We start from the raw sequence: 23991 nt of genomic DNA, 5'->3' as shown, positions 1-23991 counted from the left end.
CACAGAATGACGCCGGCTTGAGGCCGGCGCTTTGATCACGATCAAACCCTCGAGGATTCGTGCGGCAGGTTCAGCTGGCCAGCACCGACGCCTCGCGGGCCAGGCGTTCGATGGCGTCCCAGTCACGGGTCTGCAGCAGTGCCGGCGTGGTCAGCCACGAGCCGCCCACGCACAGCACGTTGGGCAGGTGCAGGAACTGCGGCGCGGTCTGCGCGCTGATGCCACCGGTCGGACAGAACCGCACATCGGCGAACGGGCCGTGCCAGGCCGCCAGCAACGCAGCGCCACCGGCCTGCACCGCCGGGAAGAACTTGAAGGTGTCGTGGCCGTGCTCCAGGCCCAGGATCAGGTCCGAGGCGGTGGCGGCACCGGGCAGGTACGGCAGGTCGGCATCGCGAGCGGCGGCATACAGCGCCGGCGTGGCACCGGGGGACACCGCGAAACGCGCACCGGCCTGCTTCGCCGCCTGCATCTGCGCGGCGTTGAGCACGGTGCCGGCACCGATCACGGCATCGGGCACGGCCTCGACCATGGCCTTGATCGCATCCAGTGCCTGCGGCGTGCGCAGCGTTACTTCGATCACCGGCAGGCCGCCGCGGAACAGCGCCTGGGCCACTTCGACCGCTTCATTCACATCTTCGGGGGTGTACACCGGAATCACCGGTGCCAGCTTCAACAGCGCGCGCAGGCGCGGATCAGCGCTGGACATGGTCTTGCTCCTTGCCCGACGGGGCATCGCGGATCGCCGCCGGGTCCGGCAGCGCAGCGGCGCATGATGCCACGTGGCTCACCAAGGTGCTGGCGGTGCCCCGCCCTGCCCCGGTTCAGGCCGGATCGGCCTGCAATGCCTGGATGCGACGCTGGTACCAGTCACCACCCAGCGGATCGAACACCGCCGAGCGCTCCATCTGCGCCTCGTACACGTGTACCGAGATCGCCAGCGCTTCGTCGCTGGCGTTGCGCAGGGTGTGGTACTCGTGCGGCGGAATCAGGCTGCCGGCACTGCCGCAACCCCCGCGCAGCACGGCGTGGCGGCGGAAGCGCCAGCGCTCGCCGGCGCATTCGAGCAGTTCATACCGGGTGATCTCCAGCTCGCCCGACCACACTCCCTCCACACACCACATGGCATCGTGGTCGTGCAGCGGCGTGCCCTGCCCTGGGCCCCAGCTCATGGCAATCACGCTGTAGCCGTGTTCGCGGCTGTGGTACAGCGGGCGTCGCGCGTAATGATCACTGACCGGACGGTGTACGCACTCGGGCAACTCGATGCGGCTGTCCGCGATGGCTTCCTGCAGCGCCAGCTGCAGGTCGGCGGTGATGCGCTCGGGGTCACCGGAGGTCATCGCTGCGTCGACCGCGGCGATCAACCGATCGCGGCCACGGAACACCGGAAACGGAGAAGTCTGCAGGTCCATGCCCCGACTTTAGCGGAGCCTGGTTAAGGGAATGTTGGCGTTCGCGCGCGTCGCGCCCGCATTCAAGGTGAACACGCGCGGAAGAACGGTTCAGATGCACATCAAGTAGAGCGATCACAATGGAACCTCGCGCAGCAGAAGCGGTCGAACACGACGCGATTCATCTTCGCTGCGACATTCCGCAACTTCGCGCCCCTCGGGCGCAAGGCTAGAATTCTCCGACTTACCTGGTTCTATACATGTCAGTGCGAATTATTAGCGATGCCGCGTTGCCGGCATCGAAGGGCAAGGCTGCCACGATCAACGACATCGCACGACTGTCGGGAGTTTCCAAGAAAACGGTTTCAAGAATCATCAACAACTCGCCGCTGGTGCGCAAAGACACCCGCGACAAGGTCGAGGCGTTGATGCGCGAGGTCGGTTACGTGCCCGACCCCCTGGCGCGCGGCCTCGCGTTCCGCCGCTCCTTCCTGATCGGCCTGGTGTATGACGACCCGGGCGCCCAATGCATTGTCGACCTGCAGCATGGCGCGCTGGAAGCGCTGCGCGGCACCGGCTATGAGCTGGTCGTGCATCCCTGCGACAGCCAGTCTCCGGACTGCGCGGATGGCGTGCGCCGCTTCGTGCAGCAGCAGAAGCTGCACGGCGTGATCCTGGGCCCGCGTGCCTCCGAGTCGGCTGCATTGACGGAGATGCTCGACGGCATCGAATGCCGCTACGTCCGCATCAACGCGCATGTGTCGGATGACGAGGCACAGGCCGTGGTCACCCACGATCGCGACGGTGCAGCCGCAGCTGCGGGCTACCTGCTCTCGCTCGGCCACCGCGACATCGCGGTGATTGCCGGTCCGGGCGACCGCCGTACCGCACGCGAGCGCACCCATGGCTTCCTCGACCGGTTGGCGCAGGTGGGCCTGACCCTGCCGGGTGAGCGTGTGCTGGAAGCGGGCGATACCTTCGAGTCCGGCGTGCATGCCGCAGAGCGGCTGCTGATGGGCGGACAACGCCCCAGTGCGATCTTCGCCGGCAACGACGAAATGGCTGCCGGCGTGTACCAGGTGGCATTGCGTGCGGGCATCGCGGTGCCGCAGCAGCTGTCGATCGTCAGCTATGACGACAGCCCGCTGGCGTCGCGGCTGTGGCCGCCGCTGACCTCGGTGCGTCGCCATGTCTCCGATATCGGCCGCGTGGCCGCGTCGATGCTGGTGCAGGCCGACGTGCCGGATGCACCGACCGCAACCAGCGTGCATCCGCAACTGATGGTGCGCGGTTCCTGCCGGGCCGTGGACGCCTGACTGCCCTGCCCTCGCCTGTACCGCCGTGACGGTGCAGGCATCAGGCAGCAACGAAAACGGCGCATCCAGGTGCGCCGTTTTCCTTTCAAAGCGAAGCGTTGTACGCCGTGCGCCTACACGTCGCCGCCGTCGGCCCAGCCTTCACCTGTGCCCTTCTGGAACACGCGGTCATCGCCCTGCACATCGCCCGCCGGCAGATGCGCCTGATCAGACAGCGCCGCGTAGATCGGGGTGAAGTCCGGCGACGTCGCCTGCATCAGCTGTTCGAAGCTGTCGATGACGAAGTAGGTCTTCTGGAAGGTGTCGATGCGGTACTTCGTGCGCATGATCCGCTGCAGGTCGAAGCCGATGCGGTTGGGCGCGGCCGATTCCAGCGAGTACAGCGATTCGCCCTTCGACGACACGATGCCGGCACCGTAGATGCGCAGGCCATCGGGTGTATCGATCAGGCCGAATTCCACCGTGTACCAGTACAGGCGCGTGAGGTTCTGCAGCGCGTCCGGGCCGATCGCGTGGGCTTTGACGCCGCCACGGCCGTACGCCTCCATGTAGTCGGCGAACACCGGGTTCATCAGCAGCGGCACGTGGCCGAACAGATCGTGGAACAGGTCCGGTTCGGCGATGTAATCAATCTGATCCGGGCGACGGATCCACCAGGTCACCGGGAATCGGCGATTGGCCAGGTGGTCGAAGAAATCCAGTTCCGGCAGCAGGCCTTCGACGCCGACCAGGGTCCAGCCGGTGGCCGCGCCCAGCACTTCGTTGAGCTGGTCGAAGCGCGGAATCATGTGCGCGTTCATGCCCATCTCGTCCTGTGCATCCAGGAATTCCTGGCAGGCGCGGCCGACCAGCAGTTCGCGCTGGCGCTGGTACAACGTGCTCCAGGTGGCGTGGTCGTCGGCGCTGTAGGTGTCCCACGGCTGCTCGACGAGCGCGGTGGTATACACCGGCACGTAGCCCTTGTCGGTCTGCTGGTGTTCGACGCGGCGGGGCTGGGCGAGGTCCATGGGGCACTCCTTGACGGGATACCCACGATGCTAGGGCAGGGCGCGCGCAACAGGGTTGCAAAAGTTGCGCCGATTGGCCTTGTTGGCGCAATATCCTTGCGTACTCACCATGTTGCGGGGCAACAATGGCCGGAGAAGTCCAGTTCGATCGCACGGATATACGCCTGCTGGCTGAAATCCAGCGGGATGGGCGCGCCACCAACGCCGAGCTGGCGACGCGGGTGAACCTCTCGCCCTCGGCCTGCCTGCGGCGCCTGCAGCGGCTGGAAAGCGAGGGCGTGATCGTCGGCTATGGCGCGCGGCTGGAACCGCGCCAGCTGCGGCTGGGCCTGCAGGCCTTCGTTCGCGTACAGCTGGAGAAGCACGACCAGGCCGCCATCGGCCACTTCGTGGACAGCGTGCAGGGCTGGGATGAAGTGGTGGCCTGTCACGCGCTGACCGGCGACATGGACTACCTGCTGCACGTCTACGTGCGCGATCTGGAGCACTTCTCGCACTTCCTGCTGGACCGGCTGCTCAACGCCGGCGGCGTGGCCGATGCCAATTCCAGCTTCGTGCTGCGCACGGTGAAGGGCTTCCAGGCGTTGCCGCTGTCGCAGCTGGAATAAACGCGCAGCTGCGATTTGACGGCGCCGGGCGGGTAGCCGAGCATCTCCGCCCTGCGCGCGCCGCAGCGTTCCTTTCCGGTTCCACGCATGTCCGAACTCCAGCACCCGGTGCTTACCACCACCTTCCTGCCGCTGCAGCGCAAGTCGCTGGCGCGCTACATCGCCCATGGCACGCCACCGCAGACGGCCCTGGAGCAGGCCGGGCTGATGGCCGCGCAGCTGTGCCGGACGCGCCTGCATCCAGCGGCCGAGATCGAGCGCCTGTTGCATGATGCCTGCGCGCTGTTTGCCGACGACGAAGGCGCCGCCGCGCAGCTGGCCGGCCCCGGAGGCGGTGGCCAGCCGGAGCTGGATGCCTGGTTGACCGCATTGGCCGCCCACGGCGTGCTGCTGGTGCCGGCGGAGATCCTGCAGGACGTCATCGCGCAATCGCCACGGGAGTACCCGGGCCTGGCCCTGCAGCAGGCCTGCCAGGAAACCCTGGTCGAACATGAGATCCGCTTTCCCGCCACCTTTTCCAGTGACGATGACGAGGCCACGCAGGATGACGTTGCCGCCGACGATGCGCGGGCGGTCGAACACCATGGCCTGTACACCTCCGAGCAGGCCCGCGTGCTGCGCGCCATCGCCGCCAACCCCGATGAACTGATCGACCTCGATGGCTATGCCGGCACCGGCAAGGGCCACCTGGTGCTGGCGCTGATGGAGGCGCGGCCCGGCCGCTACACCTACGTGGCGCCCTCGCGTGGGCAGGTGGAAGCCTTCCGCGCCCGCGTGCCGGCCAGCACTGCGGTGCGCCTGCTGACCCAGATCGAGTTCGCCAACCGCGTGGCGCAGCACGCCGTACGCAGCGGCCAGACCGGTGGCTTCGTTGCCAGCTACCGGCGCAGCACCCGTACGCCGCGCGAGATTGCCGGCCGCATCGGCCTGCAGGGCATCGGTGGGCGCAGCCCGGAGCAGGTGCTGCTGACTGCCTTCGAGGCCATCAACCGTTGGTGCGCGTCGTCGGCACCGGGCTTGGCGTTCCAGCATTTCGACCGTTCGGTGCCCGCCGCGATGCTCGACGTGTCGCCGTACATGGCGGCCGCCGAGCATGTCTGGCGCTGCATGTTCGACGCCGAACTGCAGCGCGGCACGCTGCTGAGCCTCAGCCCGGCGCACATCGGCAAGTGGCTGGCGTTGCGCGGCGTCACCCCGCCGCTGGACATGGGCATGCTGCTGGTGGACGAGGCGCATGACCTGAGCCCGTCGTGGAAGCAGTTGCTGGCCGGCCATGCGCCTGGCGTGGTCAGCCTGGGTGATCCGCACCAGTGCCTGACCGGTGCGGTGCCGCGCTGGACCGCGTCGAAGGTGCTGGAAATGCACCAGTCGGTGCGCCAGGGCAACCAGGTCGAGGGTCTGGTCAACCAGACCCTGGCGCTGGATGGACTGGGCCAGGAAAGTGGGCCGTTCGTCGGTGCCGCCGACCGCGCCACCGGTGTGCTGCATTACCGCGACTGGGCGAAGGTGCCGAGCGAGGGCCTGCGCATCCATGGCAGCGTCGCCGATCTGGCCCTGGATGCTGCACAGCTGCAGATGCGCGGACTGCGACCTTACCTGCACCCGGCATCGCTGCGTGCGCTGCGCAGCGTGCTGCAGCGACCGCTGGATGCGTGGCGCCGGCGCCGCGACAGCGCTTCGGACCCGGCGTGGGAGCGCTTCCTGGCCACGCAGGCCGACGAAGGGCAGGGCGCGCTGGTCGAACTGTTTGCGTCTGCCGATCGGGTGCAGTCACTGCTGCAGGCGCTTGATGACCAGGACACGCCCCCTGAAGAACGGGTGGCGCTGTGCCTGGCCGAACACGCGAAGAACCTGCAGTTCGACGTGGTCTCGCTGTCACCCGGCTGCTTCAGTGCGGGGCAGGGCGGGCGCATCTGGCACAACCCGGTGCGCGCGGTCTATCTGGCGCTCACCCGTGCGCGACGCCAGCTGCATGTGCCGGCCGATGGCATGGAACAGCTGCAGCACACGGCGACACTGCAGGAGCAGGCACGCCAGATGCGCAGGCGCGAGCGGCAGCAGGCCAGCGGTTACCGGCCCGCGCGCTAGAGCGCGCGCCGCTGCCTGGCAGAGACACGCCGGCTCAGGTCAGCACTTGTCCTTGCGGCCCATCAGCTTGCCCAGGCGCGAGGCTTCCTCGCACTTCGGCGCGGCCACCGGGGCCGGTGCCGCTGCAGCGGCACGCGCGCGCTGCAGCTGCTGGATCTTCGCGCGGATCTGCGGCATGGCTGCCATCGCGGCCTTCTCGCCTTCCAGGATCGCGGTGCCACGCTGGCTGAAATCGGCGGCGCCGATGTCCAGCACCTTCGGGCGGATGACGATGTCGGCGCGTGCCAGTTCCTGCTCGCCCAGGCGCTGGCCCATGATCGAGATGGACTGGTTGACGATGCCCAGCATGTCGGTCGGCGCCTTGCCGCTGGCCTTGCTGGAGATGTCCACGGCGATCACGAAGTCGGCGCCGAGCTGGCGCGCGGCATCCACCGGCACCGGGCTGACCACGCCGCCATCGATGTAGTTGCGGCCACCGATCTTCACCGGCTCGAACACGCCGGGAATGCTGCTTGACGCGCGCACCGCCTGGCCGACGTTGCCGCGCACGAAGATCGCACGCTCGCCGGTTTCCAGCTGGGTGGCCACGGCGGCGAACGGCTTCTTCAGGCGCTCGGCAGGACGGTTGGCAACCTGTTCGTTGACGTAGTCCTGCAGCTTCTGGCCCTGCACCAGGCCACCGGAGAACAGACGCACGTCGCGGATGCTGGCTTCGTCCAGCGCGACCGCCTTGCTCTGCATCTGGAAGGCGTCCATGCCGCTGGCATACAGCGCGCCGACCACGCTGCCGGCACTGGTGCCGGACACCACCGCCGGTTCGAAGCCATTGGCCTCCAGCATCTTGATCACGCCGATGTGGGCAAAGCCCTTGGCTGCGCCACCACCAAGGGCGATGCCGATCTTCACCGGCTTGGCCTGTGGCACCACGGTCGGTGCCGGCGGCGGCGTGGGGCGGACCGGGTCGCCACCGCAGCCGGCCAGCAGGCCGATCAGGGCGACGGACAGCAGCATGCGGGGGCGGAACAGGCTCATCGGCAGTGCGCTCACGGCGCCGGATTCAGGAAAGGGCGCCAGCATACCGAAGCCGTGGCGGGGCGGGCAGGGTGGGGGAACTCCCTATTCAGCAAAAACGACCCCGGTAGATGCCGACCTTGGTCGGCACACGCAGATTCCGATGCCGACCAAGGTCGGCACCTACCAAATGAGTGGGTCAGAACCGGTTGTCGCCGTCCAGCATCCGGCCCAGGCCGCCCAGTACCGAGCCTTCGCCGCGACTCTGGCCACCGCCTTGCGGCGCGGCCATCCACATGCGGCCGGCCAGGCGCGAGAACGGCAGCGACTGCAGCCAGACCTTGCCCGGACCGGTCAGCGTGGCCAGGAACACGCCTTCGCCGCCGAACAGCATGCTCTTGACGCCGGCCACCCGGCGCACGTCCATGTCCACGGTGGGGTGGTAGGCCACCACGCAGCCGGTATCCACGTCCAGGCGCTCGCCCGCGGCCAGCTCGCGTTCCACCACGCAGCCGCCGGCGTGGATGAACACCCAGCCGTCGCCCTCGAGCTTCTGCATGATGAAGCCCTCGCCGCCGAACAGGCCGGTCATGATCTTGCGCTGGAACTGCACGCCGATCTGCACGCCGCGCGCGCCGGCCAGGAAGCTGTCCTTCTGGCAGATCAGGCGGCCGCCATGCTGGTCCAGCTTCATTGCCAGTACGGTGCCGGGGTAGGGTGCGGCGAAGGCGACCTTGCCCTTGCCGTGGCCGCTCTGGGTGTAGACGGTGGCGAACAGGCTCTCGCCGGTCAGCACGCGCTTGCCGGCGGCCATCACCTTGCCCATGAAGCCGCCGCCCTGGTCGCCGTTGGCGGCGCCAAACACCGTGTCCATCTGCACGGTGGCGTCCTTGAACATCAGTGCGCCGGCCTCGGCGATGGCGCTCTCGCCGGGGTCGAGCTCGATTTCCACGAACTGCATTTCATGGCCGACGATGCGGAATTCGATGTCGTCGGCGCGGCCGCTGGCGGCGGCGGGGACCGGCGGCGGGGTGTTCGGCATGCCCGGGGCCGCGGACTGCAGTTCGGGCACCTCGGCAATCGAGGCCCATCCGCTCATGCCCTGGCACCAGGCCAGGGCGCGCGGGTTGGCCTGCGCATAACGGCGCGCTGCGTCGTCATCAAGTGGGCCGATACGCTCGGCCTGGGCGGAGGCATGGAAGTACCACTGGGTCATCGCGGTGGCTCCGCAGGGCTGGAAAACCCCGAGTCTAGCGAGGGCGCGGGGGCAGGGGCGACGTGGCCATGAACGGCAGGCATTTGCGGGGCAGGTGCTGTATTGCAACAATTATCTGGTAGCGCCGTTTTACCACCCCTCCAAACACAGCCTACCGCCATGTCCCCGACCCGCACTTCCCGTGGCCGCCTTCCGGTCGCGCGCCCCCTCGTTGCCGCTCTTTCCGCCCTGTTGCCGCTGGTAGCAGCCGCCCAGGAAACTCCCGCTGCCAAGGATCCGGTTGCCCTCGATGCCCTGCAGGTGACCGCGCAGCGGCGCGTCGAGAACGCCAAGGACGTGCCGGTCGCGATCAGCGCGATCCAGGGCGAGAAGCTCGATGTGCTGGGTTCGGCGGGTGATGACATCCGCTTCCTGGCCGCGCGCGTGCCCAGCCTCAACATCGAGTCGTCCTACGGCCGTGCCTTCCCGCGCTTCTACATCCGCGGCCTGGGCAACACCGACTTTGACCTCAATGCATCGCAGCCGGTGTCGCTGGTGTACGACGATGTGGTGCAGGAAAGCCCGCTGCTGAAGGGCTTCCCGCTGTTCGACCTGGCCAACGTGGAAGTGCTGCGCGGTCCGCAGGGCACGCTGTTCGGCCGCAATACCCCGGCCGGCGTGGTCAAGTTCGACTCGGCGCGCCCGTCGCAGGATGCCGACGGTTACGTGCGTGTGGGCTATGGCAGCTACAACAGCTGGAACGTGCAGGGCGCCTACGGTGGCCCGCTGACCGACCGCTGGTCGGCACGCGTCTCGGCCATCTACCAGCGTCGCGACGACTGGGTCGACAACACCCGTGCCGGTGCGCCCAACAGCGGCTTCGAAGGCTATGACGAAGCCGCAGGCCGCGTGCAGTTCCTGTACGAAGGCGATGACTTCGAAGCGCTGTTCAACCTGCACAAGCGCAAGCTCAACGGTACCGCCCGCCTGTTCCGCGCCAACATCATCCAGAAGGGTGGCAACGGCCTGGTCGAGAACTTCGACCGTGACAAGGTGGCCAACGACGGCGTCAACTTCTCCGATCTGGAGACCTGGGGCGGCAGCGCGCGCCTGCAGTGGAATCTCGGCTCGGTGACCCTGCACTCGATCACCGGTTATGAAACCGCTGAATCGCTCAACCGCGGCGATATCGACGGTGGCTACGGCGAGGCATCGCTGGGCGCTGGCAACTATGGGCCGGGCTTCATCCCGTTCTCGTCGGAGTCGGCCGACGGCCTGCCGCACCATCGCCAGTGGACGCAGGAGTTCCGCGTCGAATCCAACGAATGGGGCCGCTTCGACTGGCAGGCCGGCGTCTTCTATTTCGACGAAGACGTGACCATCAACAACTTCAACTACAACTCGTTGAAGCCGGGCAACCCGCAGACCGGCCATGTGGTGCAGAACCAGCGCAACAAGGCCTGGGCGGTGTTTGCCTCGGGTGACTTCGATGTCACCGACCGCTTCAAGCTGCGTGCCGGCGTGCGCTACACCCAGGACAAGAAGGACTTCAACGCCAGCGTGCTGCAGGCCGTCCTTCCCTTCGGTACTCCGGTCAGTGGCCCGTACCTGGCCAACACCGACGTCAACGACGTCAGCTGGGACGTCAGCGGCGTCTACAAGCTGACCGACAACGTGAATGCCTACGCCCGCGTGGCCAAGGGCTTCCGTGCGCCGTCGATCCAGGGCCGCCTGGCCTTCGCGCCGGGCCTGTCGCAGGCCGATTCGGAGAAGGTGATCTCGTACGAGGCCGGCATCAAGGCCGACCTGTTCGAGCGCCGCGCGCGCCTGGGCCTGAGCGTGTTCCGCTACAACGTTGACGGCCAGCAGCTGATCGCCGTGGGCGGCACCAACAACACCGCCACCCTGCTCAACGCCGACAAGACCATCGGCCAGGGCGTGGAGCTGGACCTGGAAGCCTACCTGGCTGACAACGTTCTGCTGACCTTCGGCAGCAGCTACAACGACACCGAGATCAAGGACAAGGATCTGGCGGTGGCGATCTGCGGCGGTGGCTGCACCATCAACGATCCGACCACCGTCATCAACGGTGGCACCTATGCGCTGGTCAACGGCAACCCGCTGCCGCAGGCGCCGAAGTGGATCCACAATGCGACCCTGCGCGTCGGTTTCCCGCTCAGCGATGGCAGCGAGCTGTATGCCTACACCGACTGGGCCTACCGCAGCGCGGTGAACTTCTTCATCTACGAGTCGCCGGAGTTCCGCGGCCGTAGTTCGCTGGAAGGCGGCCTGCGCCTGGGCTACAACTGGGATTACGGCCAGTACGACGTGGCGGTGTTCGGCCGCAACCTGACCAACCAGACCCGCGTGGTCGGTGCGATCGACTTCAACAACCTGACCGGCTTCCTCAACGAGCCGCGTACCTGGGGCGTGGAGTTCACTGCGAAGTTCTGATGCGGTGGCTGCGGTAATGCAATGAAGAAGGGCCGGCGCAATGCCGGCCCTTCTGTTTCACAGCCACCGGTAGTGCCGGCCGCTGGCCGGCAACGATCGATCCGGCAGGCGCTTACAGCGCGCTCTGCGGGCGTACCTTCAGCACCGCATTCTCGGTGGTGCAATCGCGGCTGGAGTGCAGGCCGGCCTTGCGTGCGGCGGCGATTTCCTTGCGTGCGGCCAGCAGGTCCTTGTTGAACGCGTCGTTGTCGTGCAGGCGGGCTACGGCGGCGGCGCCCATGAAGCGGCCTTCGAGGATGTCGCTCTGCCAGTGCACGTTGCAGACCAGGCGGCTCTCGCCGTAGTTGCGGCCGCGGGCCTGGATGGCATCGGCGCGATCCGGTGCGATCTCCGACAGGATCAGTGCCCAGGCCCAGCCGATCGAGGTGTGGCCGGACGGGTACGAGCCGTTCTTGCGCAGGCCGTCTTCGTCCTTCGGCGAGCAGGTCGGTTCACCGTTGACCATGAACGGGCGCGGGCGCTGGTAGTGGTTCTTGGCGGCCTTGGTCGCCGCACTGGCGTCGATCCGGCTGCGCTCCAGCAGTCGGTACAGCGCCGGGGTCTTCACCGCATCGACGTCGATGTCGGCGGCGCAGGAGAAGTGATTGGCGCCTTCGGGGAAGCCGAGCTCCGCATCGACTCCGGCCTGGGCGAAGCGCGGGCTGCCACGCAGCGCGCGGGCTTCACGGCTGACCTGTTCGTCCAGGGCGAGGGCGGCCGAACCGGCCACCGGCGGTGCCGGTACCAGGTCGAGGCTGGCCGGTACCGCGCTCTTGTCCAGATAGCCCACCGCCTTGGTGGTGATGTTGGCTTCGACGGCGGTCGGCTTGGCGGCGGTGGTGGCACAACCGGCCAGGGCCGCGACGACGGCAAGGCCGAGCAGCGGGCGGGCAGGGTGGGAAATCAGCGACATGGACAGGCTCCGGGAGAGAAAACAACGCGCCATGATCGCAGCCCCCATACGACACTGCAGTGGCCATCGGTCATACGGCCAGACCCGGCATGGTCATCGGAAGAATACGAAAAGCGTCATGGAGTGACGTCAGTCTCCTGAATCCGGGCGCAGCGCACGGACTTTCACGCGGCTGCGCCGCGAGCATCGGCACAACGGCAAGCATCAGGAGCCGTCCAGTTCCAGCCGGACCGGGGGGATCCGTTGACAGAGGGAGAGAAGCGATGCGCAGCACCGCAACAGGAAGTACCGTCCTGGCCCTGCTCCTCGGGCTGGCAGCCGCGCCGGCACAGGCCGCCGACGTGGTCGGCGTGGCCTTCGTGCATGGCACCGGCGCACAGACCAATGCCACCCAGGACTACTGGCAGCCGGCGATCATCGACACCGTGCGCCAGGGCCTGCCGAACAGCAGCAACTACGTCGTCATCAACTGCGACTTCACCCAGTACATGTGGAAGCCGGAAGCGGCCGGCTGCCTGGCCAACCAGCTGACCAGCTTCATCGACAGCCGTGGCATCACCCAGCTGGTGGTCATCACCCACTCCAACGGCGGCAACGTGATGCGCTGGATCCTGTCCAACCCGACCTACGACAGCCGCTATCCGAAGATCATCCGCACGGTGCGCAAAGTCAACGCGCTGGCACCGTCCTCGGCCGGCACGCCGCTGGCCGATGCGGTGCTCAACGGCAACACCTTCGAAACCTCGCTGGGCTGGCTGCTGGGCTACAAGAACGACGCGGTGCGCCAGCAGCAGGTGGCGAGCATGGCCACCTACAACGCGCAGAACCTGTACGGCACCGCAGGCCGTCCCGCCCTGCCCAAGCCGTTCCGCGCGGTGGTCGGCAGCGACGTGGAATCGGCGGTGTGGGACAGCAACAGCTACTGCGGCGGCTATGCGGCCAACGTCGGCCTGGAGTTCACCCAGAACTGGCTGTCGTCCTGCTCCGATGGCTTTTTGGAGTGCAGCAGCCAGAAGGCCGCCGGCACCACCTGGTTCACCGACAAGGCGCGTACCCAGGGGGCAGAACCGCTCAGCCACAACCAGAGCCGCCGCGAGTGCTTCGGCCTCGGCACCCTGCTGCGCAACGACCTGACCCAGTGAGGGAGATGACCATGACGATTCAATCCACCCTGCTGGCCGGCGCCGTGCTGGCAGCGCTGTCCCTTTCAGCAGCGCAGGCCGCGCAGCCGCTGCAGGCCGCCCGTGCAGGCGATCAGGTGCCTGCCGCGCTGGTGGCCGCGCCGCTGCCCGCCGACGAAAGCGAGCACGCGCCGCTGGCCTTTGCCTGGGCGCTGGACCCGGCACAACCACTGCAGGCGGCCATGCCGTATGCGTCGGTCAGCCGCAGCTACTGGCAGCAGGTTGATGGCACGCAGCTGCAACGCGGCCTGGACCTGCCGCTGACCGCTGCCGATGCGGTGATCCAGCTGAGCCCGGCCGACGGTGCCCGTGCAGTGCCGGCCAATACCCTGCAGGTGCGCGACCCGGCCGGCCGCAGCAGCGTGGCGCGCAGCGTCGATGCCCGCGCGCTGCAGGAGGCCGGCATGCCGGTTAGGGATGGCAGCAGCATGCTGCGTACCGGCGCAACCAGTGCGGCCGGTGCGTACACGCTGCAGAGCGCACAGGCACAGGGTCGCTACGTGGTGCAGGTACTGGAACCCAACAGCCCGCTGCGGCTGGAAGTGCAGGCCAACCAGGCGCAGGTGCTGGCCGGTGGCAACGTGCAGCTGCAGGCACGCCTGCTGGAAGACGGTGCCACCACCGCAAAGTTGGCATCGCGTCGTGGCGGCCTGGGCGGTGAAGCCCTGCTGGTCGCGCCGGATGGCCGCAGCTGGCCGCAGCGCCTGCTGCGCACCACCGATGGCAGCCTGCGCGCGCAGGTACGGATCCCGGCCGATGTCGGCACTGTGCAGGGGCTATGGGAGCTGCAGGTGTTCGCCCAGGCCGATGGCGTGCTGCGTGATGGCAAGGTGGCCTTCGCGGTGGCGCGACCGACCGCACGCTTCAGCGGCCAGGCGGCACCGGATCCGGCCAGCCGCCAGGTGGCGCTGCCGCTGCAGGTGGCTGCAGCGGGTCGCTACGAGGCGCGTGGCACGCTGTATGCCACGGCCCGCGATGGCCAACTGAAGCCGGTCGCGCAGGCACATGCAGCCGCGTGGTTCGATGGGCCGGGCGCAGGCCAGCTGGTGCTGCCGTTCGACCAGGCTGCGTTGCCGGCCGGTTTCGGTGCGCCGTATGAGCTGCGTGACCTGCAGCTGCAGGATCAAAGCCGGATGGCACCGATCGAGTCACGTGCGCTGGCGTTGAAGTTCTGAGGTTACGTGCAGCGGGCCGGGTTCCGGCCCGCTGTAACGCTCCGTGTAGAGCCGAGCCATGCTCGGCTGCTTCTGCTCGCGGCGAACGGCAGTCGAGCTTGGCTCGACTCTACAGGCGGCTACGGAAGGCGATGCGTCTGTCTACCCCGCGTACGCGGTCAGCCGGCCTTCCTGCTCGACCACCGTGATCGCGCCGCCGAACACCGCCGACAACGGTTCGTCGCGCAGCAGTTCGGCACGTGTGCCGTCGGCCAATACCCGGCCGTCGCGCAGCAGCACCACCCGCTCGATCTCGGGAATGATCTCTTCGATGTGGTGGGTCACCAGCACCAGGGTGATGCCCTGCTGGGCCAGCACCCGCATGGTCGCCACCAGTTGTTCGCGGGCGACCAGGTCCAGCCCGGTGGAAGGTTCGTCCAGCAGCAGCGCCTGCGGCCGGTTGACCAGCGCGCGGGCGATCAGCACGCGGCGGGTCTCGCCGGCCGACAGCTCGGCGTAGGCGCGCTCGCGCAGGGACAGGGCGCCGGTCATCGCCAGCGTTTCGCCGACGCGTGCACGCATGTCGTCGGTCACCTCGCGGAAGGCCGGCACCACGTAGCTGGCAAAGAAGCCGGACAGCACCGCCTGTTCCACGGTCAGCCCCGGCATGTCGGCCAGGTTGCTGCTGAGGTCGCCGGTGACGATGCCCAGCTGCGAGCGCAGCCGGTCCACCTGCCAGCGGTTCTGGCCCAGCACCCTTACCGCCACCGAGCCGTCGACCTGCGCCAGCGGGTACAGCTCGCGGGTGATCAGCTTGATGAAGGTCGATTTGCCACAGCCGTTGGGGCCGAGCAGGGCGGTGTGCTGGCCCTGTGCGATGCGCAGGCTGAGCCCGTGCAGCACCTTCACCTGGCCACGCACCACGGTGGCGTGGTCCAGCTCGATCAACGGGGGCAGCTCCGCGACGGGCGGGGCGGCGGTCATGGTGCTGGCGCGTGGATCAAGGCTCGACAACTCAGGTCCCCAACTGTGAACGGTGCCTCGGATGGCGATGCGAAGCACCGCCGCAGGGATGCAGTTTGCAACGCAAGCGCCCATGATGTCTGCCATCCCCGCGTCGATCCGGAGAGCCGTCATGCCTGATGCCCTGATGTCCCTGTTGACCGGTGGTGTGCTCGGCCTGGGTGGGTGGGCCATGCTGGCGGTGCTGCTGGTCTTCACCCAGATCACCATCTTCTCGGTGACCCTGTACCTGCACCGCAGCCAGGCCCATCGCGGGGTCGATTTCCACCCGGCGCTGGCCCACGTGTTCCGTTTCTGGCTGTGGCTGACCACCTCGATGATCACCCGCGAGTGGGTGGCCATCCACCGCAAGCACCACGCCAAGGTGGAGACCGAGGACGATCCGCACAGCCCGGTCACCCGCGGCATCGGCACGGTGTTCTGGCACGGCGTGGAGCTGTACCGCGAAGCCCGCGGCCAGCGCGCGGACATCGAGCAGTATGGGCGCGGCACCCCGGATGATGCGATCGAGCGCCACCTGTATACCCCGCACGCCACGCTGGGCCCGGTGCTGCTGCTGGCGATCAACACCGTGCTGTTCGGCCTGCCTGGCGTGGCCCTGTGGGCGATCCAGATGGCGTGGATCCCGTTCTGGGCGGCCGGCGTGGTCAATGGCCTGGGCCACTGGTGGGGCTACCGCAACTACGAGTCGGCCGATACCTCCACCAACCTCACACCGTGGGGGGTCTGGATCGGTGGTGAGGAGCTGCACAACAACCACCATGCCTTCCCCAGTTCGGCGCGCTTCGCGATGCGGCGCTGGGAATTCGACATCGGCTGGACGGCGATCCGCCTGCTGCAGGCGCTGCGCCTGGCCAGGGTGCTGCGGGTGGCGCCGGCCATGGACGTGCGCCCGAACATCGCCGTGCCCGATGCTGAAACCCTGAAGGCGCTGCTGTCGCACCGCTTCCAGGCGATGACCGACTACCAGCGCAATGTATTCATGCCGGCCCTGCGCGAGGAAGCGACGCAGGCCGGGGCCAAGCTGCGCCGCCTGCTGCCACGCCGGTTGCGCCGCGGCCTGGTCAACGATGGCCGCTGGTTGAAGCCGGACAGTCGTGCCCAGCTCAGCGAATGGGTGGCACAGCGCCCGCGCATCCGCACCCTGGTCGAGTACCGCGCGCGGCTGGCGGCGCTGCTCGAGGCCCGCGGCCACGATGCCGCCGAGCGCCTGCAGCAGCTGCAGGCCTGGTGCCGCGAGGCCGAGGAAAGCGGCATTGCCGCGCTGCAGGCCTACGCCGCGCGATTGAAGGGCTACAGCCTGGTGGGCGCGTGAGGGCTGGGTACGGGGTTCTGCTGGCGGTGCTGCTGCCGGGTGCGGTGCTGGCCCAGGTCACCGATACCACCAGCTACCTGCAGCGGATGGACAGCGATGGCGACGGCCGGGTGAGTGAATCCGAGTACGTGCAGTGGATGCTGTATGCCTTCGACCGCATGGACCGCAATGGTGATGGTGTGCTGAGCGCCGACGAGCTGCCCGGTGGCAAGGGCAGGGCGATCAGCCGCGAGCAGCAGCGGCAGGTGATCGTGCAGCGCTTCCATAAGCAGGATGCCAACGGTGATGGCGTCCTGGATGCGCGCGAACTGGCGGCGCCGCCACGCTGAGCGGGCGTAGAATCGGTTCATGCCTGAACTGCCCGAAGTAGAAACCACCCGCCGCGGCCTGGCGCCGCACCTGCAGGGCCGCCGCGTGCATGGCGTGATCCTGCGCCGTGCCGACCTGCGCTGGCCGATTCCGCCGGAAGTGGCCGAGCTGCTGCCGGGACAGCGCATCGAGGACATCCGCCGCCGCGCCAAGTACCTGCTGCTGGATACCGCCATCGGCAGCGCGGTGCTGCACCTGGGCATGTCCGGCAGCCTGCGCGTGCTGCCCGGTGATACCCCGCTGCGCGCGCACGACCACGTCGACATCAGCCTGGACAACGGCCGCCTGCTGCGCTTCAACGACCCGCGTCGCTTCGGCAGCCTGCTCTGGCAGCCGGCCGGCGAAGTCCACCCGCTGCTGCAGGGGCTGGGCCCGGAACCGCTGGACGAGGAGTTCGACGGCGACTACCTGTTCGCCCGCAGCCGTGGCCGCAGCGCGCCGGTGAAGACCTTCCTGATGGACCAAGCGGTGGTGGTGGGCGTGGGCAACATCTACGCCGCCGAAAGCCTGTTCAAGGCCGGCATCAGCCCGCTGCGCGAGGCGGGCAAGATCTCGCGCGGGCGCTACCAGCGGCTGGCCGACGCGGTGAAGGAGATCCTCGGCTACGCCATCACCCGTGGCGGCACCACGCTGCGCGATTTCATCAGCCCTGACGGCGCGCCGGGTTACTTCGAGCAGGAACTGCTGGTGTACGGCCGTGACGGGCTGCCCTGCCCGAACTGTGGCCGCGCGCTGAAGCACGCCACCATCGGCCAGCGCGCCAGCGTCTGGTGCAGCCACTGCCAGCGCTGAGGCGGGCGGCCAGCGGCAGCTGAACGGGCAGGGGACGTCTCCGCTGCCCGTTAACGTTTGTCTGCCTATGATGGCCGACCTTCCCTTTGTGCCTGACGCGCCTGCATGCAACGACGCGACTTCATCCGCAATGCCTCCCTCGCCCTGGCTGCATTCGGCCTGCCGTCCCTGCCCGCGTGCGCGGCCAGCAAGAGCGGCCAGATGGGCCTGCGCCGCCTTGGCCAGCCGCAGCCGTTCGACTTCGCCACCCTGAAGGGCCAGGCGCGCGCGCTGGCACAGGCACCCTACAAGAGCCACAAGCGGGTGCTGCCGGGCCGGCTGGAAGGCCTGGACTGGGATCAGTACCAGTCGATCGGTTACCGCCAGGACCATGCGCTGTGGGCCGATCAGCCGGGCAAGTTCCAGGCCAAGTTCTTCCACCTGGGCCTGTACTTCCATTCGCCGGTGCGCATGTTCGACGTGGTCGACGGCAAGGCGCAGGAGCTGGCCTATGACGGCGCGGCGTTCAACTACGGCAAGAGCGGCATCAAGGACGGCGAGCTGCCGGCTGACCTCGGCTTCGCCGGTTTCCGCCTGAACACCCGCAAAGACACCGACCGCGACTTCGCCGCCTTCCTCGGCGCCAGCTACTTCCGCGCGGTCGGCAAGGAAGGCCAGTACGGCCAGTCCGCGCGTGGCCTTGCGATCGACACCGGCATGGGCAAGCCGGAGGAATTCCCGGACTTCATCGCCTATTACCTGGAACAGCCGTCGGCCGATTCGGAAACGATCGTGGTCTACGGCCTGCTGGATTCGCCCAGCGTGGCGGGCGCCTATCGCTTCGCGATCACCAATGGCGACGTGCTGCTGATGGACATCGACAGCGCGCTTTACCCGCGCAAGGCGATCGAGCGGTTGGGCATCGCCCCGTGCACCAGCATGTACCAGGTGGGCGAGAACGACCGCCGCATGGCGTGGGACTGGCGCCCGGAGATCCATGATACCGACGGCCTGTCGCTGTGGACCGGTGCTGGCGAGTGGATCTGGCGGCCGCTGCTGAACCCGCGCAACCTGCGTTTCAACATGTTCGTGGACCGCAACCCGCGTGGTTTCGGCCTGCTGCAGCGCGACCGCAATTTCGACCACTACCAGGACGACGGCGTGTTCTACGAGAAGCGCCCGTGCCTGTGGGTCGAACCCAAGGGCGAGTGGGGCGAAGGCTCGGTGCAGCTGGTGGAGATTCCCACCGTGGACGAGACCTTCGACAACATCGTGGCGTTCTGGAACCCGAAGGAAAAGCCGCAGCCGGGCCAGGAGCTGCTGGTCGGCTACCGCCTGTACTGGGGCGCCGAACCGCCGGCGCGGCCGCCGCTGGCGCACTGCGTGGCCAGCCGCACCGGCCTGGGCGGCGTGGTCGGCAAGAAGCGCGAGTACTTCAGCTGGCGCTTCGCAGTGGACTTCGAAGGCGGCGAACTGGCCAGGCTGATCGACAAGGGCGAGGTCGAGGCGGTGGTGGAAGCCAGCCGCGGCCGGGTCGAGATCGTGTCGGCGCGCCCGCTGCGCGAGATCAACGGCTACCGCGCGATGTTCGACCTGGTGCCGCCGGAAGGCAGCACCGAGCAGATCGACATCCGCCTGTTCCTGCGCAGTGGCGGCAAGACCCTGACCGAGACCTGGCTGTACCAGTACACCCCGCCGCCGGCCGGTGCGCCGGAGCGCACGCTGTACTGAATGGATGCGGCTTGGTGCCGGCCACACGCCGGCACCGTTGTTTCAAGGCTTGCTGTCGGTGGCGTGCGACTGGGTCGGCACACCCACTTCCACCGTGCCCCGGCGGATCTTCATCCAGGTTTCGTCCTGCCAGCGTTCGTACTGCTTCGGGTCCCAGTACTTGGGGTCGTACAGACGGTCGGCCTTGATGGTGCGGGAGATTCCGCCGTCCATGTACACGATGTCGACGTTGTTGGACATCGAGCCGACGCGGCTGCCGGTCATCTCGCGGCGCCCCTTTCTGAGTACTTCGGCCATGCGTGGGCGCGCAACCTCGTCGCCATACTCGGCGCGCAGCGCGCTTACCTGCGCGCGCGCCGCATCATGCTGCTCCAGCGGCAGCGTGGCCCAGTACTCGTTGCGCAGCTCGACGAACAACGGATAGCCACGTTCGGCCGCCACCTCCATCCAGGCATAGGCCATGACCGGATTGCGCGGCTGCTCTACTCCATACCAGTACATTTCACCGAGGTAGCCCTGGGCAGGCTTGTCGGCATACCGCGCGGCCAGCCGGAAGTTGTCCATCGCGCCGTTTACATCGTTGCGACGCAGCGCGTTGACGCCCCATTGCCGGTACATCATGTCCGGATGGCTGTCCATGAAACCGGCACCGATCACCGCCGCATCGTCTTCACCGGACGGGCGTTCGGCCGCGATGGCCAGCGGGGGCAGCAAGAGCAGCAGCGGCAGCAGCAGGAGGGCGGAACGCATGTCGGACTTCCAGTTCGGCAGCAGGAGTGCCGCAGCCTAGGCGCGACAGCGCTTGCTTGTAAACCGCTGGAGGTCATGGCGCACCGGTGCGCCCGCTACAACGGCAGCGGGGCCTGCGCCGGATCGATCCGCCCTTCACCGCGGGTGATCTTCTTGAATTCCGCGCGGCTGACCGACACGTAGCGGTCGTTGCCGCCGATCTCCACCTGCGGGCCGTCCTGCACCGCGTGCCCATGCTCGTCCACGCGCACCGTCATCGTCGCCTTCTTGCCGCTGTGGCAGATGGTCTTGATCTCCTGCATCTCGTCGGCCCAGGCCAGCAGGTACTGGCTGCCTTCGAACAGCTCGCCGCGGAAGTCGGTGCGCAGGCCGTAGCACAGCACCGGAATGCGCAGCTGGTCGACCACCTCGCTGAGCTGCCAGACCTGGGCGCGGGTCAGGAACTGCGCCTCGTCCACCAGCACGCAGCCCATCGGCCCGTTCGTCGCCAGGTCCTGCTCGACCCAGCGCTGCAGGTCGGTATCGCGGTCGAAGGCCATGCCATCGGCGCGCAGGCCGATCCGCGAAGCGACCACGCCGGCGCCGGCACGATCGTCCAGGCGCGGGGTCAGGATCGCTACCCGCATGCCGCGCTCGCGGTAGTTGTGGGCGCTCTGCAGCAGGGTGGTGGTCTTGCCGGCGTTCATCGCCGAATAGTAGAAGTAGAGCTTGGCCATCGACGGATTGTACGCCGCAGCCCCGCTTCGCCGAAGCCGTTCAGCAACCCCACCGGCGGCCCGCTGTGGTCGTCACCCGGCCCCGCTACAATCCCCATCCCATGCACGGTCTCAATCCCCCCCAAGCCGCCGCCGTCCTGCACATCGAAGGCCCGTTGCTGGTGCTCGCCGGCGCGGGCAGCGGCAAGACGCGCGTGATCGTGGAAAAAATCGCCCATCTGATCGGCTGCGGCCGCTATCCGGCGCGTCGCATCGCGGCGATCACCTTCACCAACAAGTCGGCCAAGGAAATGCGCGAGCGCGTGGCCAAGCGCCTGCGCGAGCAGGATGCCGACGAGGTGACGATCTGCACCTTCCATGCGCTGGGCCTGAAGTTCCTGCAGATCGAACACGCGGCCGTGGGCCTGAAGCGTGGATTCTCGATCTTCGATGCCGATGATGCCGCCGCGCAGATCAAGGACCTGATGTACGGGGCCAAGCCCGACGACATCGAGGACATGAAGAACCTGGTGTCGCGCGCGAAGAACGCTGGCCTGTCGCCCGAGCAGGCGATGGCCGCCGCGCGCAGCAACCGCGAGAAGGAAGCGGCCAGCGTCTACGAGCGCTACCAGCTGCGGCTGACCGCGTTCAATGCGGTCGACTTCGACGACCTGATCCGTCTGCCGGTGCAGATCCTGGAAGAAAACCCGGAGATCGCCCTGGCCTGGCGCGAACGCATCGGCTACCTGCTGGTGGACGAATGCCAGGACACCAACGACGCGCAGTACCGGCTGCTCAAGCAGCTGGCCGGTGACAAGGGCAACTTCACCTGCGTGGGCGACGATGACCAGTCGATCTATGCCTGGCGCGGTGCAAACCCGGAAAACCTGCAGCAGATGGGGCGTGACTACCCCGCGCTGGAAATCATCAAGCTGGAGCAGAACTACCGTTGCTCCAACCGTGTGCTGCGTGCGGCCAATGCGCTGATCGCCAACAACCCGCACGAGCACCTGAAGAAGCTGTGGAGTGACCAGGCCGACGGCGAACGCATCCGCGTGTGGGAATGCCGCAACAGCGAACACGAGGCGGAAAAGGTCGCGGCCGAGATCGCCTTCGTGGCGCAGTCGCGCAACGTGCCTTGGAGCGATTTCTGCATCCTGTTCCGCGGCAACTTCCAGTCGCGCCCGCTGGAAAAGGCGATGCAGTTGCTGCGCATTCCCTACCACCTGACCGGCGGCACCATGTTCCTGGAGCGCCAGGAAGTGAAGGACACGCTGGCATGGCTGCGCCTGCTGGTGAACCCGGACGACGACACCGCGTTCATGCGTGCGGTGCAGTCGCCCAAGCGCGACGTCGGTGCCGGCACGCTGGCCAAGCTGGCTGAACTGGCGCAGGAGAAGGACATGCCGATGGCGCAGGCCGCCGAGGCGATCGGCGCTCTGCAGCAGCTGCCGCCGCGTGCGGCCAACAGCCTGGCGCGCTTCACCGACATCCTGCGCGACCTGCGCGCGCAGACGCGCCAGATCAGTTCAGGCGACATGATCCGCAAGGTGGCCAAGGAATCCGGCCTGCTCAGCGAACTTCGCCAGCAGGCCAAGGAAGAGGCGAGTTACCAGCGTCGCGCCAACAACATCGAGGAGCTGGCGCAGTGGTTCGAGGGCGGCCCGCGCGGTGCCACCGCCGCTGACCTGGCCGGCCAGCTGGCGCTGCTGTCGCGCAGCGACAAGGACGAAGGTGGCAACCAGGTGCGCATGATGACCATGCACGCCTCCAAGGGCCTGGAGTTTCCGTACGTGTTCATCGTGGGCTGCGAGGATGGCGTGCTGCCGCACCAGGTCAGCCTGGACGAGGGCAATCTGCAGGAAGAACGGCGACTGCTGTACGTGGGCATCACCCGCGCCAAGATCCAGCTGTGGATGAGTTACAGCAAGCTGACGCGCAAGTTCGGTGAGCATGTGCGGCTGAAGCCGAGCCGGTTCTTCGAGGAGATTCCGGCCGAGGAGATCCAGCGCGATGGTGCTGATCCGGTGGCCGATGCGGTGCGCAAGAAGGAACGGGCAAGTGCCGGGTTGGCGGCGATCGAGGCGTTGTTCGACTAGGGCGCTCCAACGGCGCCGCCCCTCCGTGGTGGAGCACGCGTTGGTTCCGCAGTGTGGCCGATCGGGTTGGGTTCGCGGGGGACGCCGTGAACCCGTCCCTGGGGGCTTAGCCGCGCCATCCATGGCGCGGATACCCCCGCGAACCCATCCCGACCGGCCTCTGACAGATTCCGGGCGCTTCCTTCCACGGCAATGCAAAGAAAATCAAAAGCAACAGCAGCAGCCGGGGGTTGAGGCAGAATCGGGGTTTCGGCTGGAGGTCTGCCTGTGCAACCGATCGAGAGTGAACGCCTGCGCCTGCGTGCGATTGAACCGGATCGCGATGCGGCGCCGATGCTGGCGCTGTTGAATGATCCGGGCTTCGTGCGCTTCATCGGTGACCGCGATGTGCGCAGTGAGGAGCAGGCGCGGGAATACATCGCGCTGCGTGTGCTGCACAGCTATGCGTTGAATGGCTTTGGCATGTATGCCATCGAGCGGTTGTCCGATGGTGCCTGGCTGGGCAATGCCGGGCTGGTGCGGCGGGATGGCCTGCCGGGGCCGGACATCGGCTATGCGGTGCTGTCGGAATTCGCCGGGCAGGGCTATGCCGGTGAGGCGGCGCGGGCGGTGTTCGTGCATGCGCGCGCTGGGCTGGGCCTGCAGGATCTGTATGGCATCACGGATCTGGACAACGTGGTGTCCGGGAAGATCCTGCTGGGCCTGGGCATGCAGGAGCGCGGGGTGATCCAGCTGCCGGGCGTGGACAGCCCGAGCCGGTTGTATGCCACGCCGGGTGCGGCGCAGGTCTGACCCCTGATGTTGGTAGGTGCCGGCCGCTGGCCGGCACAGTAGCGGTTGATGGTGGGTGCCGACCGTTGGTCGGCACGATTCAGATG

At 67.6% G+C, this 23991-nt stretch carries 21 protein-coding genes; 12 read left to right on the top strand and 9 right to left on the bottom strand.

Features of this window, described 5'->3' with window-relative positions; all coding sequences use genetic code 11:
• Window positions 1–70 precede the first annotated feature (70 nt).
• Together eda and AC13GF_RS11570 are read right to left on the bottom strand one after the other, a co-directional pair.
• Window positions 71–709, bottom strand: a complete 639-nt coding sequence (eda, locus tag AC13GF_RS11575) for a bifunctional 4-hydroxy-2-oxoglutarate aldolase/2-dehydro-3-deoxy-phosphogluconate aldolase (RefSeq protein WP_057501592.1) — start codon at window positions 707–709, stop codon at window positions 71–73.
• A gap of 115 nt (window positions 710–824) precedes the next feature.
• Window positions 825–1415, bottom strand: coding sequence for a cysteine dioxygenase family protein (locus tag AC13GF_RS11570; RefSeq protein ID WP_126930538.1), 591 nt, complete (start codon window positions 1413–1415; stop codon window positions 825–827).
• A 239-nt stretch (window positions 1416–1654) separates the two neighbouring features.
• Between AC13GF_RS11570 and AC13GF_RS11565 the strand changes: the two genes are divergently transcribed.
• Window positions 1655–2710, top strand: coding sequence for a LacI family DNA-binding transcriptional regulator (locus AC13GF_RS11565; RefSeq protein ID WP_483004695.1), 1056 nt, complete (start codon window positions 1655–1657; stop codon window positions 2708–2710).
• Between the two features lie 113 nt (window positions 2711–2823).
• Here the strand turns inward: AC13GF_RS11565 and phhA are convergent, their stop codons facing one another.
• A complete protein-coding gene (phhA, locus tag AC13GF_RS11560; protein ID WP_110710638.1) occupies window positions 2824–3717 on the bottom strand; it encodes a phenylalanine 4-monooxygenase in 894 nt (297 codons plus the stop codon).
• A gap of 125 nt (window positions 3718–3842) precedes the next feature.
• Here phhA and AC13GF_RS11555 point away from each other — a divergent pair, with 125 nt between their 5' ends.
• Complete coding sequence (locus AC13GF_RS11555; protein ID WP_004153377.1) at window positions 3843–4325, top strand: Lrp/AsnC family transcriptional regulator; 483 nt, start codon at window positions 3843–3845, stop codon at window positions 4323–4325.
• A gap of 87 nt (window positions 4326–4412) precedes the next feature.
• Entirely contained in the window at window positions 4413–6413 is a 2001-nt protein-coding gene (locus AC13GF_RS11550) for a hypothetical protein (protein ID WP_483004694.1), read from the top strand.
• Between the two features lie 39 nt (window positions 6414–6452).
• Here the strand turns inward: AC13GF_RS11550 and AC13GF_RS11545 are convergent, their stop codons facing one another.
• Together AC13GF_RS11545 and AC13GF_RS11540 are read right to left on the bottom strand one after the other, a co-directional pair.
• Window positions 6453–7445 (bottom strand): patatin-like phospholipase family protein, encoded by a 993-nt coding sequence (locus tag AC13GF_RS11545; RefSeq protein WP_019337382.1) that lies wholly within the window; start codon window positions 7443–7445, stop codon window positions 6453–6455.
• A 178-nt stretch (window positions 7446–7623) separates the two neighbouring features.
• Window positions 7624–8640 carry a TIGR00266 family protein gene (locus AC13GF_RS11540; RefSeq protein ID WP_483004693.1) on the bottom strand — a complete coding sequence of 339 codons (1017 nt, stop codon included), beginning with the start codon at window positions 8638–8640 and terminating at the stop codon, window positions 7624–7626.
• 159 nt (window positions 8641–8799) lie between these two features.
• Here AC13GF_RS11540 and AC13GF_RS11535 point away from each other — a divergent pair, with 159 nt between their 5' ends.
• Entirely contained in the window at window positions 8800–11073 is a 2274-nt protein-coding gene (locus AC13GF_RS11535; RefSeq protein ID WP_107378888.1) for a TonB-dependent receptor, read from the top strand.
• 112 nt (window positions 11074–11185) lie between these two features.
• Here the strand turns inward: AC13GF_RS11535 and AC13GF_RS11530 are convergent, their stop codons facing one another.
• Window positions 11186–12025: an acid phosphatase gene (locus AC13GF_RS11530; protein ID WP_483004692.1), complete on the bottom strand. Its 840-nt coding sequence runs from the start codon at window positions 12023–12025 to the stop codon at window positions 11186–11188.
• A gap of 263 nt (window positions 12026–12288) precedes the next feature.
• Between AC13GF_RS11530 and AC13GF_RS11525 the strand changes: the two genes are divergently transcribed.
• Both AC13GF_RS11525 and AC13GF_RS11520 read left to right on the top strand, forming a co-directional pair.
• Window positions 12289–13167, top strand: coding sequence for a hypothetical protein (locus tag AC13GF_RS11525; protein ID WP_329891908.1), 879 nt, complete (start codon window positions 12289–12291; stop codon window positions 13165–13167).
• An 11-nt stretch (window positions 13168–13178) separates the two neighbouring features.
• On the top strand, window positions 13179–14381 hold the full coding sequence (locus AC13GF_RS11520; protein ID WP_483004691.1) for a DUF4785 domain-containing protein: 1203 nt from the start codon (window positions 13179–13181) through the stop codon (window positions 14379–14381).
• A 141-nt stretch (window positions 14382–14522) separates the two neighbouring features.
• On the opposite strand, the gene AC13GF_RS11515 is transcribed toward AC13GF_RS11520, so the two are convergent.
• A complete protein-coding gene (locus AC13GF_RS11515; protein ID WP_483004690.1) occupies window positions 14523–15344 on the bottom strand; it encodes an ABC transporter ATP-binding protein in 822 nt (273 codons plus the stop codon).
• A gap of 151 nt (window positions 15345–15495) precedes the next feature.
• On the opposite strand from AC13GF_RS11515, the gene AC13GF_RS11510 reads away from it, so the two are divergent.
• The 4 genes from AC13GF_RS11510 to AC13GF_RS11495 all read left to right on the top strand — a co-directional run bounded on the left by AC13GF_RS11510 (window position 15496) and on the right by AC13GF_RS11495 (window position 19569).
• Entirely contained in the window at window positions 15496–16698 is a 1203-nt protein-coding gene (locus AC13GF_RS11510) for a DesA family fatty acid desaturase (protein ID WP_483004689.1), read from the top strand.
• A complete protein-coding gene (locus AC13GF_RS11505) occupies window positions 16695–17027 on the top strand; it encodes an EF-hand domain-containing protein (RefSeq protein ID WP_483004688.1) in 333 nt (110 codons plus the stop codon). Before AC13GF_RS11510 ends, AC13GF_RS11505 begins: the two co-directional genes overlap by 4 nt.
• Before the next feature lie 19 nt (window positions 17028–17046).
• Window positions 17047–17859, top strand: coding sequence for a bifunctional DNA-formamidopyrimidine glycosylase/DNA-(apurinic or apyrimidinic site) lyase (gene mutM, locus AC13GF_RS11500; RefSeq protein ID WP_483004687.1), 813 nt, complete (start codon window positions 17047–17049; stop codon window positions 17857–17859).
• A 105-nt stretch (window positions 17860–17964) separates the two neighbouring features.
• Entirely contained in the window at window positions 17965–19569 is a 1605-nt protein-coding gene (locus tag AC13GF_RS11495; protein ID WP_012509627.1) for an OpgD/OpgG family glucan biosynthesis protein, read from the top strand.
• A gap of 42 nt (window positions 19570–19611) precedes the next feature.
• On the opposite strand, the gene AC13GF_RS11490 is transcribed toward AC13GF_RS11495, so the two are convergent.
• Complete coding sequence (locus AC13GF_RS11490; protein ID WP_483004686.1) at window positions 19612–20319, bottom strand: sel1 repeat family protein; 708 nt, start codon at window positions 20317–20319, stop codon at window positions 19612–19614.
• 95 nt (window positions 20320–20414) lie between these two features.
• Window positions 20415–21035: a thymidine kinase gene (locus AC13GF_RS11485; protein WP_024958734.1), complete on the bottom strand. Its 621-nt coding sequence runs from the start codon at window positions 21033–21035 to the stop codon at window positions 20415–20417.
• Window positions 21036–21136: 101 nt separating this feature from the next.
• Between AC13GF_RS11485 and AC13GF_RS11480 the strand changes: the two genes are divergently transcribed.
• Window positions 21137–23113, top strand: a complete 1977-nt coding sequence (locus AC13GF_RS11480) for a UvrD-helicase domain-containing protein (RefSeq protein ID WP_295555437.1) — start codon at window positions 21137–21139, stop codon at window positions 23111–23113.
• A 267-nt stretch (window positions 23114–23380) separates the two neighbouring features.
• Complete coding sequence (locus AC13GF_RS11475; protein ID WP_483004685.1) at window positions 23381–23905, top strand: GNAT family N-acetyltransferase; 525 nt, start codon at window positions 23381–23383, stop codon at window positions 23903–23905.
• The last annotated feature ends 86 nt before the right edge of the window (window positions 23906–23991 follow it).

The sequence above is a fragment of the Stenotrophomonas sp. 22LJNL06-5-1 genome (genome assembly GCF_056861455.1).
The sequence above is the reverse complement of the archived record's forward strand: the minus strand, read 5'-3'. Positions and strand labels throughout refer to the sequence as shown.

What these genes read in the sequence shown, in the direction of transcription:
- eda (WP_057501592.1), bottom strand. Translation starts at nt 709, where the DNA reads ATGTCCAGCGCTGATCCGCGCCTGCGCGCGCTGTTGAAGCTGGCACCG.
- AC13GF_RS11570 (WP_126930538.1), bottom strand. Translation starts at nt 1,415, where the DNA reads ATGGACCTGCAGACTTCTCCGTTTCCGGTGTTCCGTGGCCGCGATCGG.
- AC13GF_RS11565 (WP_483004695.1), top strand. Translation starts at nt 1,655, where the DNA reads ATGTCAGTGCGAATTATTAGCGATGCCGCGTTGCCGGCATCGAAGGGC.
- phhA (WP_110710638.1), bottom strand. Translation starts at nt 3,717, where the DNA reads ATGGACCTCGCCCAGCCCCGCCGCGTCGAACACCAGCAGACCGACAAG.
- AC13GF_RS11555 (WP_004153377.1), top strand. Translation starts at nt 3,843, where the DNA reads ATGGCCGGAGAAGTCCAGTTCGATCGCACGGATATACGCCTGCTGGCT.
- AC13GF_RS11550 (WP_483004694.1), top strand. Translation starts at nt 4,413, where the DNA reads ATGTCCGAACTCCAGCACCCGGTGCTTACCACCACCTTCCTGCCGCTG.
- AC13GF_RS11545 (WP_019337382.1), bottom strand. Translation starts at nt 7,445, where the DNA reads ATGAGCCTGTTCCGCCCCCGCATGCTGCTGTCCGTCGCCCTGATCGGC.
- AC13GF_RS11540 (WP_483004693.1), bottom strand. Translation starts at nt 8,640, where the DNA reads ATGACCCAGTGGTACTTCCATGCCTCCGCCCAGGCCGAGCGTATCGGC.
- AC13GF_RS11535 (WP_107378888.1), top strand. Translation starts at nt 8,800, where the DNA reads ATGTCCCCGACCCGCACTTCCCGTGGCCGCCTTCCGGTCGCGCGCCCC.
- AC13GF_RS11530 (WP_483004692.1), bottom strand. Translation starts at nt 12,025, where the DNA reads ATGTCGCTGATTTCCCACCCTGCCCGCCCGCTGCTCGGCCTTGCCGTC.
- AC13GF_RS11525 (WP_329891908.1), top strand. Translation starts at nt 12,289, where the DNA reads ATGCGCAGCACCGCAACAGGAAGTACCGTCCTGGCCCTGCTCCTCGGG.
- AC13GF_RS11520 (WP_483004691.1), top strand. Translation starts at nt 13,179, where the DNA reads ATGACGATTCAATCCACCCTGCTGGCCGGCGCCGTGCTGGCAGCGCTG.
- AC13GF_RS11515 (WP_483004690.1), bottom strand. Translation starts at nt 15,344, where the DNA reads ATGACCGCCGCCCCGCCCGTCGCGGAGCTGCCCCCGTTGATCGAGCTG.
- AC13GF_RS11510 (WP_483004689.1), top strand. Translation starts at nt 15,496, where the DNA reads ATGCCTGATGCCCTGATGTCCCTGTTGACCGGTGGTGTGCTCGGCCTG.
- mutM (WP_483004687.1), top strand. Translation starts at nt 17,047, where the DNA reads ATGCCTGAACTGCCCGAAGTAGAAACCACCCGCCGCGGCCTGGCGCCG.
- AC13GF_RS11495 (WP_012509627.1), top strand. Translation starts at nt 17,965, where the DNA reads ATGCAACGACGCGACTTCATCCGCAATGCCTCCCTCGCCCTGGCTGCA.
- AC13GF_RS11490 (WP_483004686.1), bottom strand. Translation starts at nt 20,319, where the DNA reads ATGCGTTCCGCCCTCCTGCTGCTGCCGCTGCTGCTCTTGCTGCCCCCG.
- AC13GF_RS11485 (WP_024958734.1), bottom strand. Translation starts at nt 21,035, where the DNA reads ATGGCCAAGCTCTACTTCTACTATTCGGCGATGAACGCCGGCAAGACC.
- AC13GF_RS11480 (WP_295555437.1), top strand. Translation starts at nt 21,137, where the DNA reads ATGCACGGTCTCAATCCCCCCCAAGCCGCCGCCGTCCTGCACATCGAA.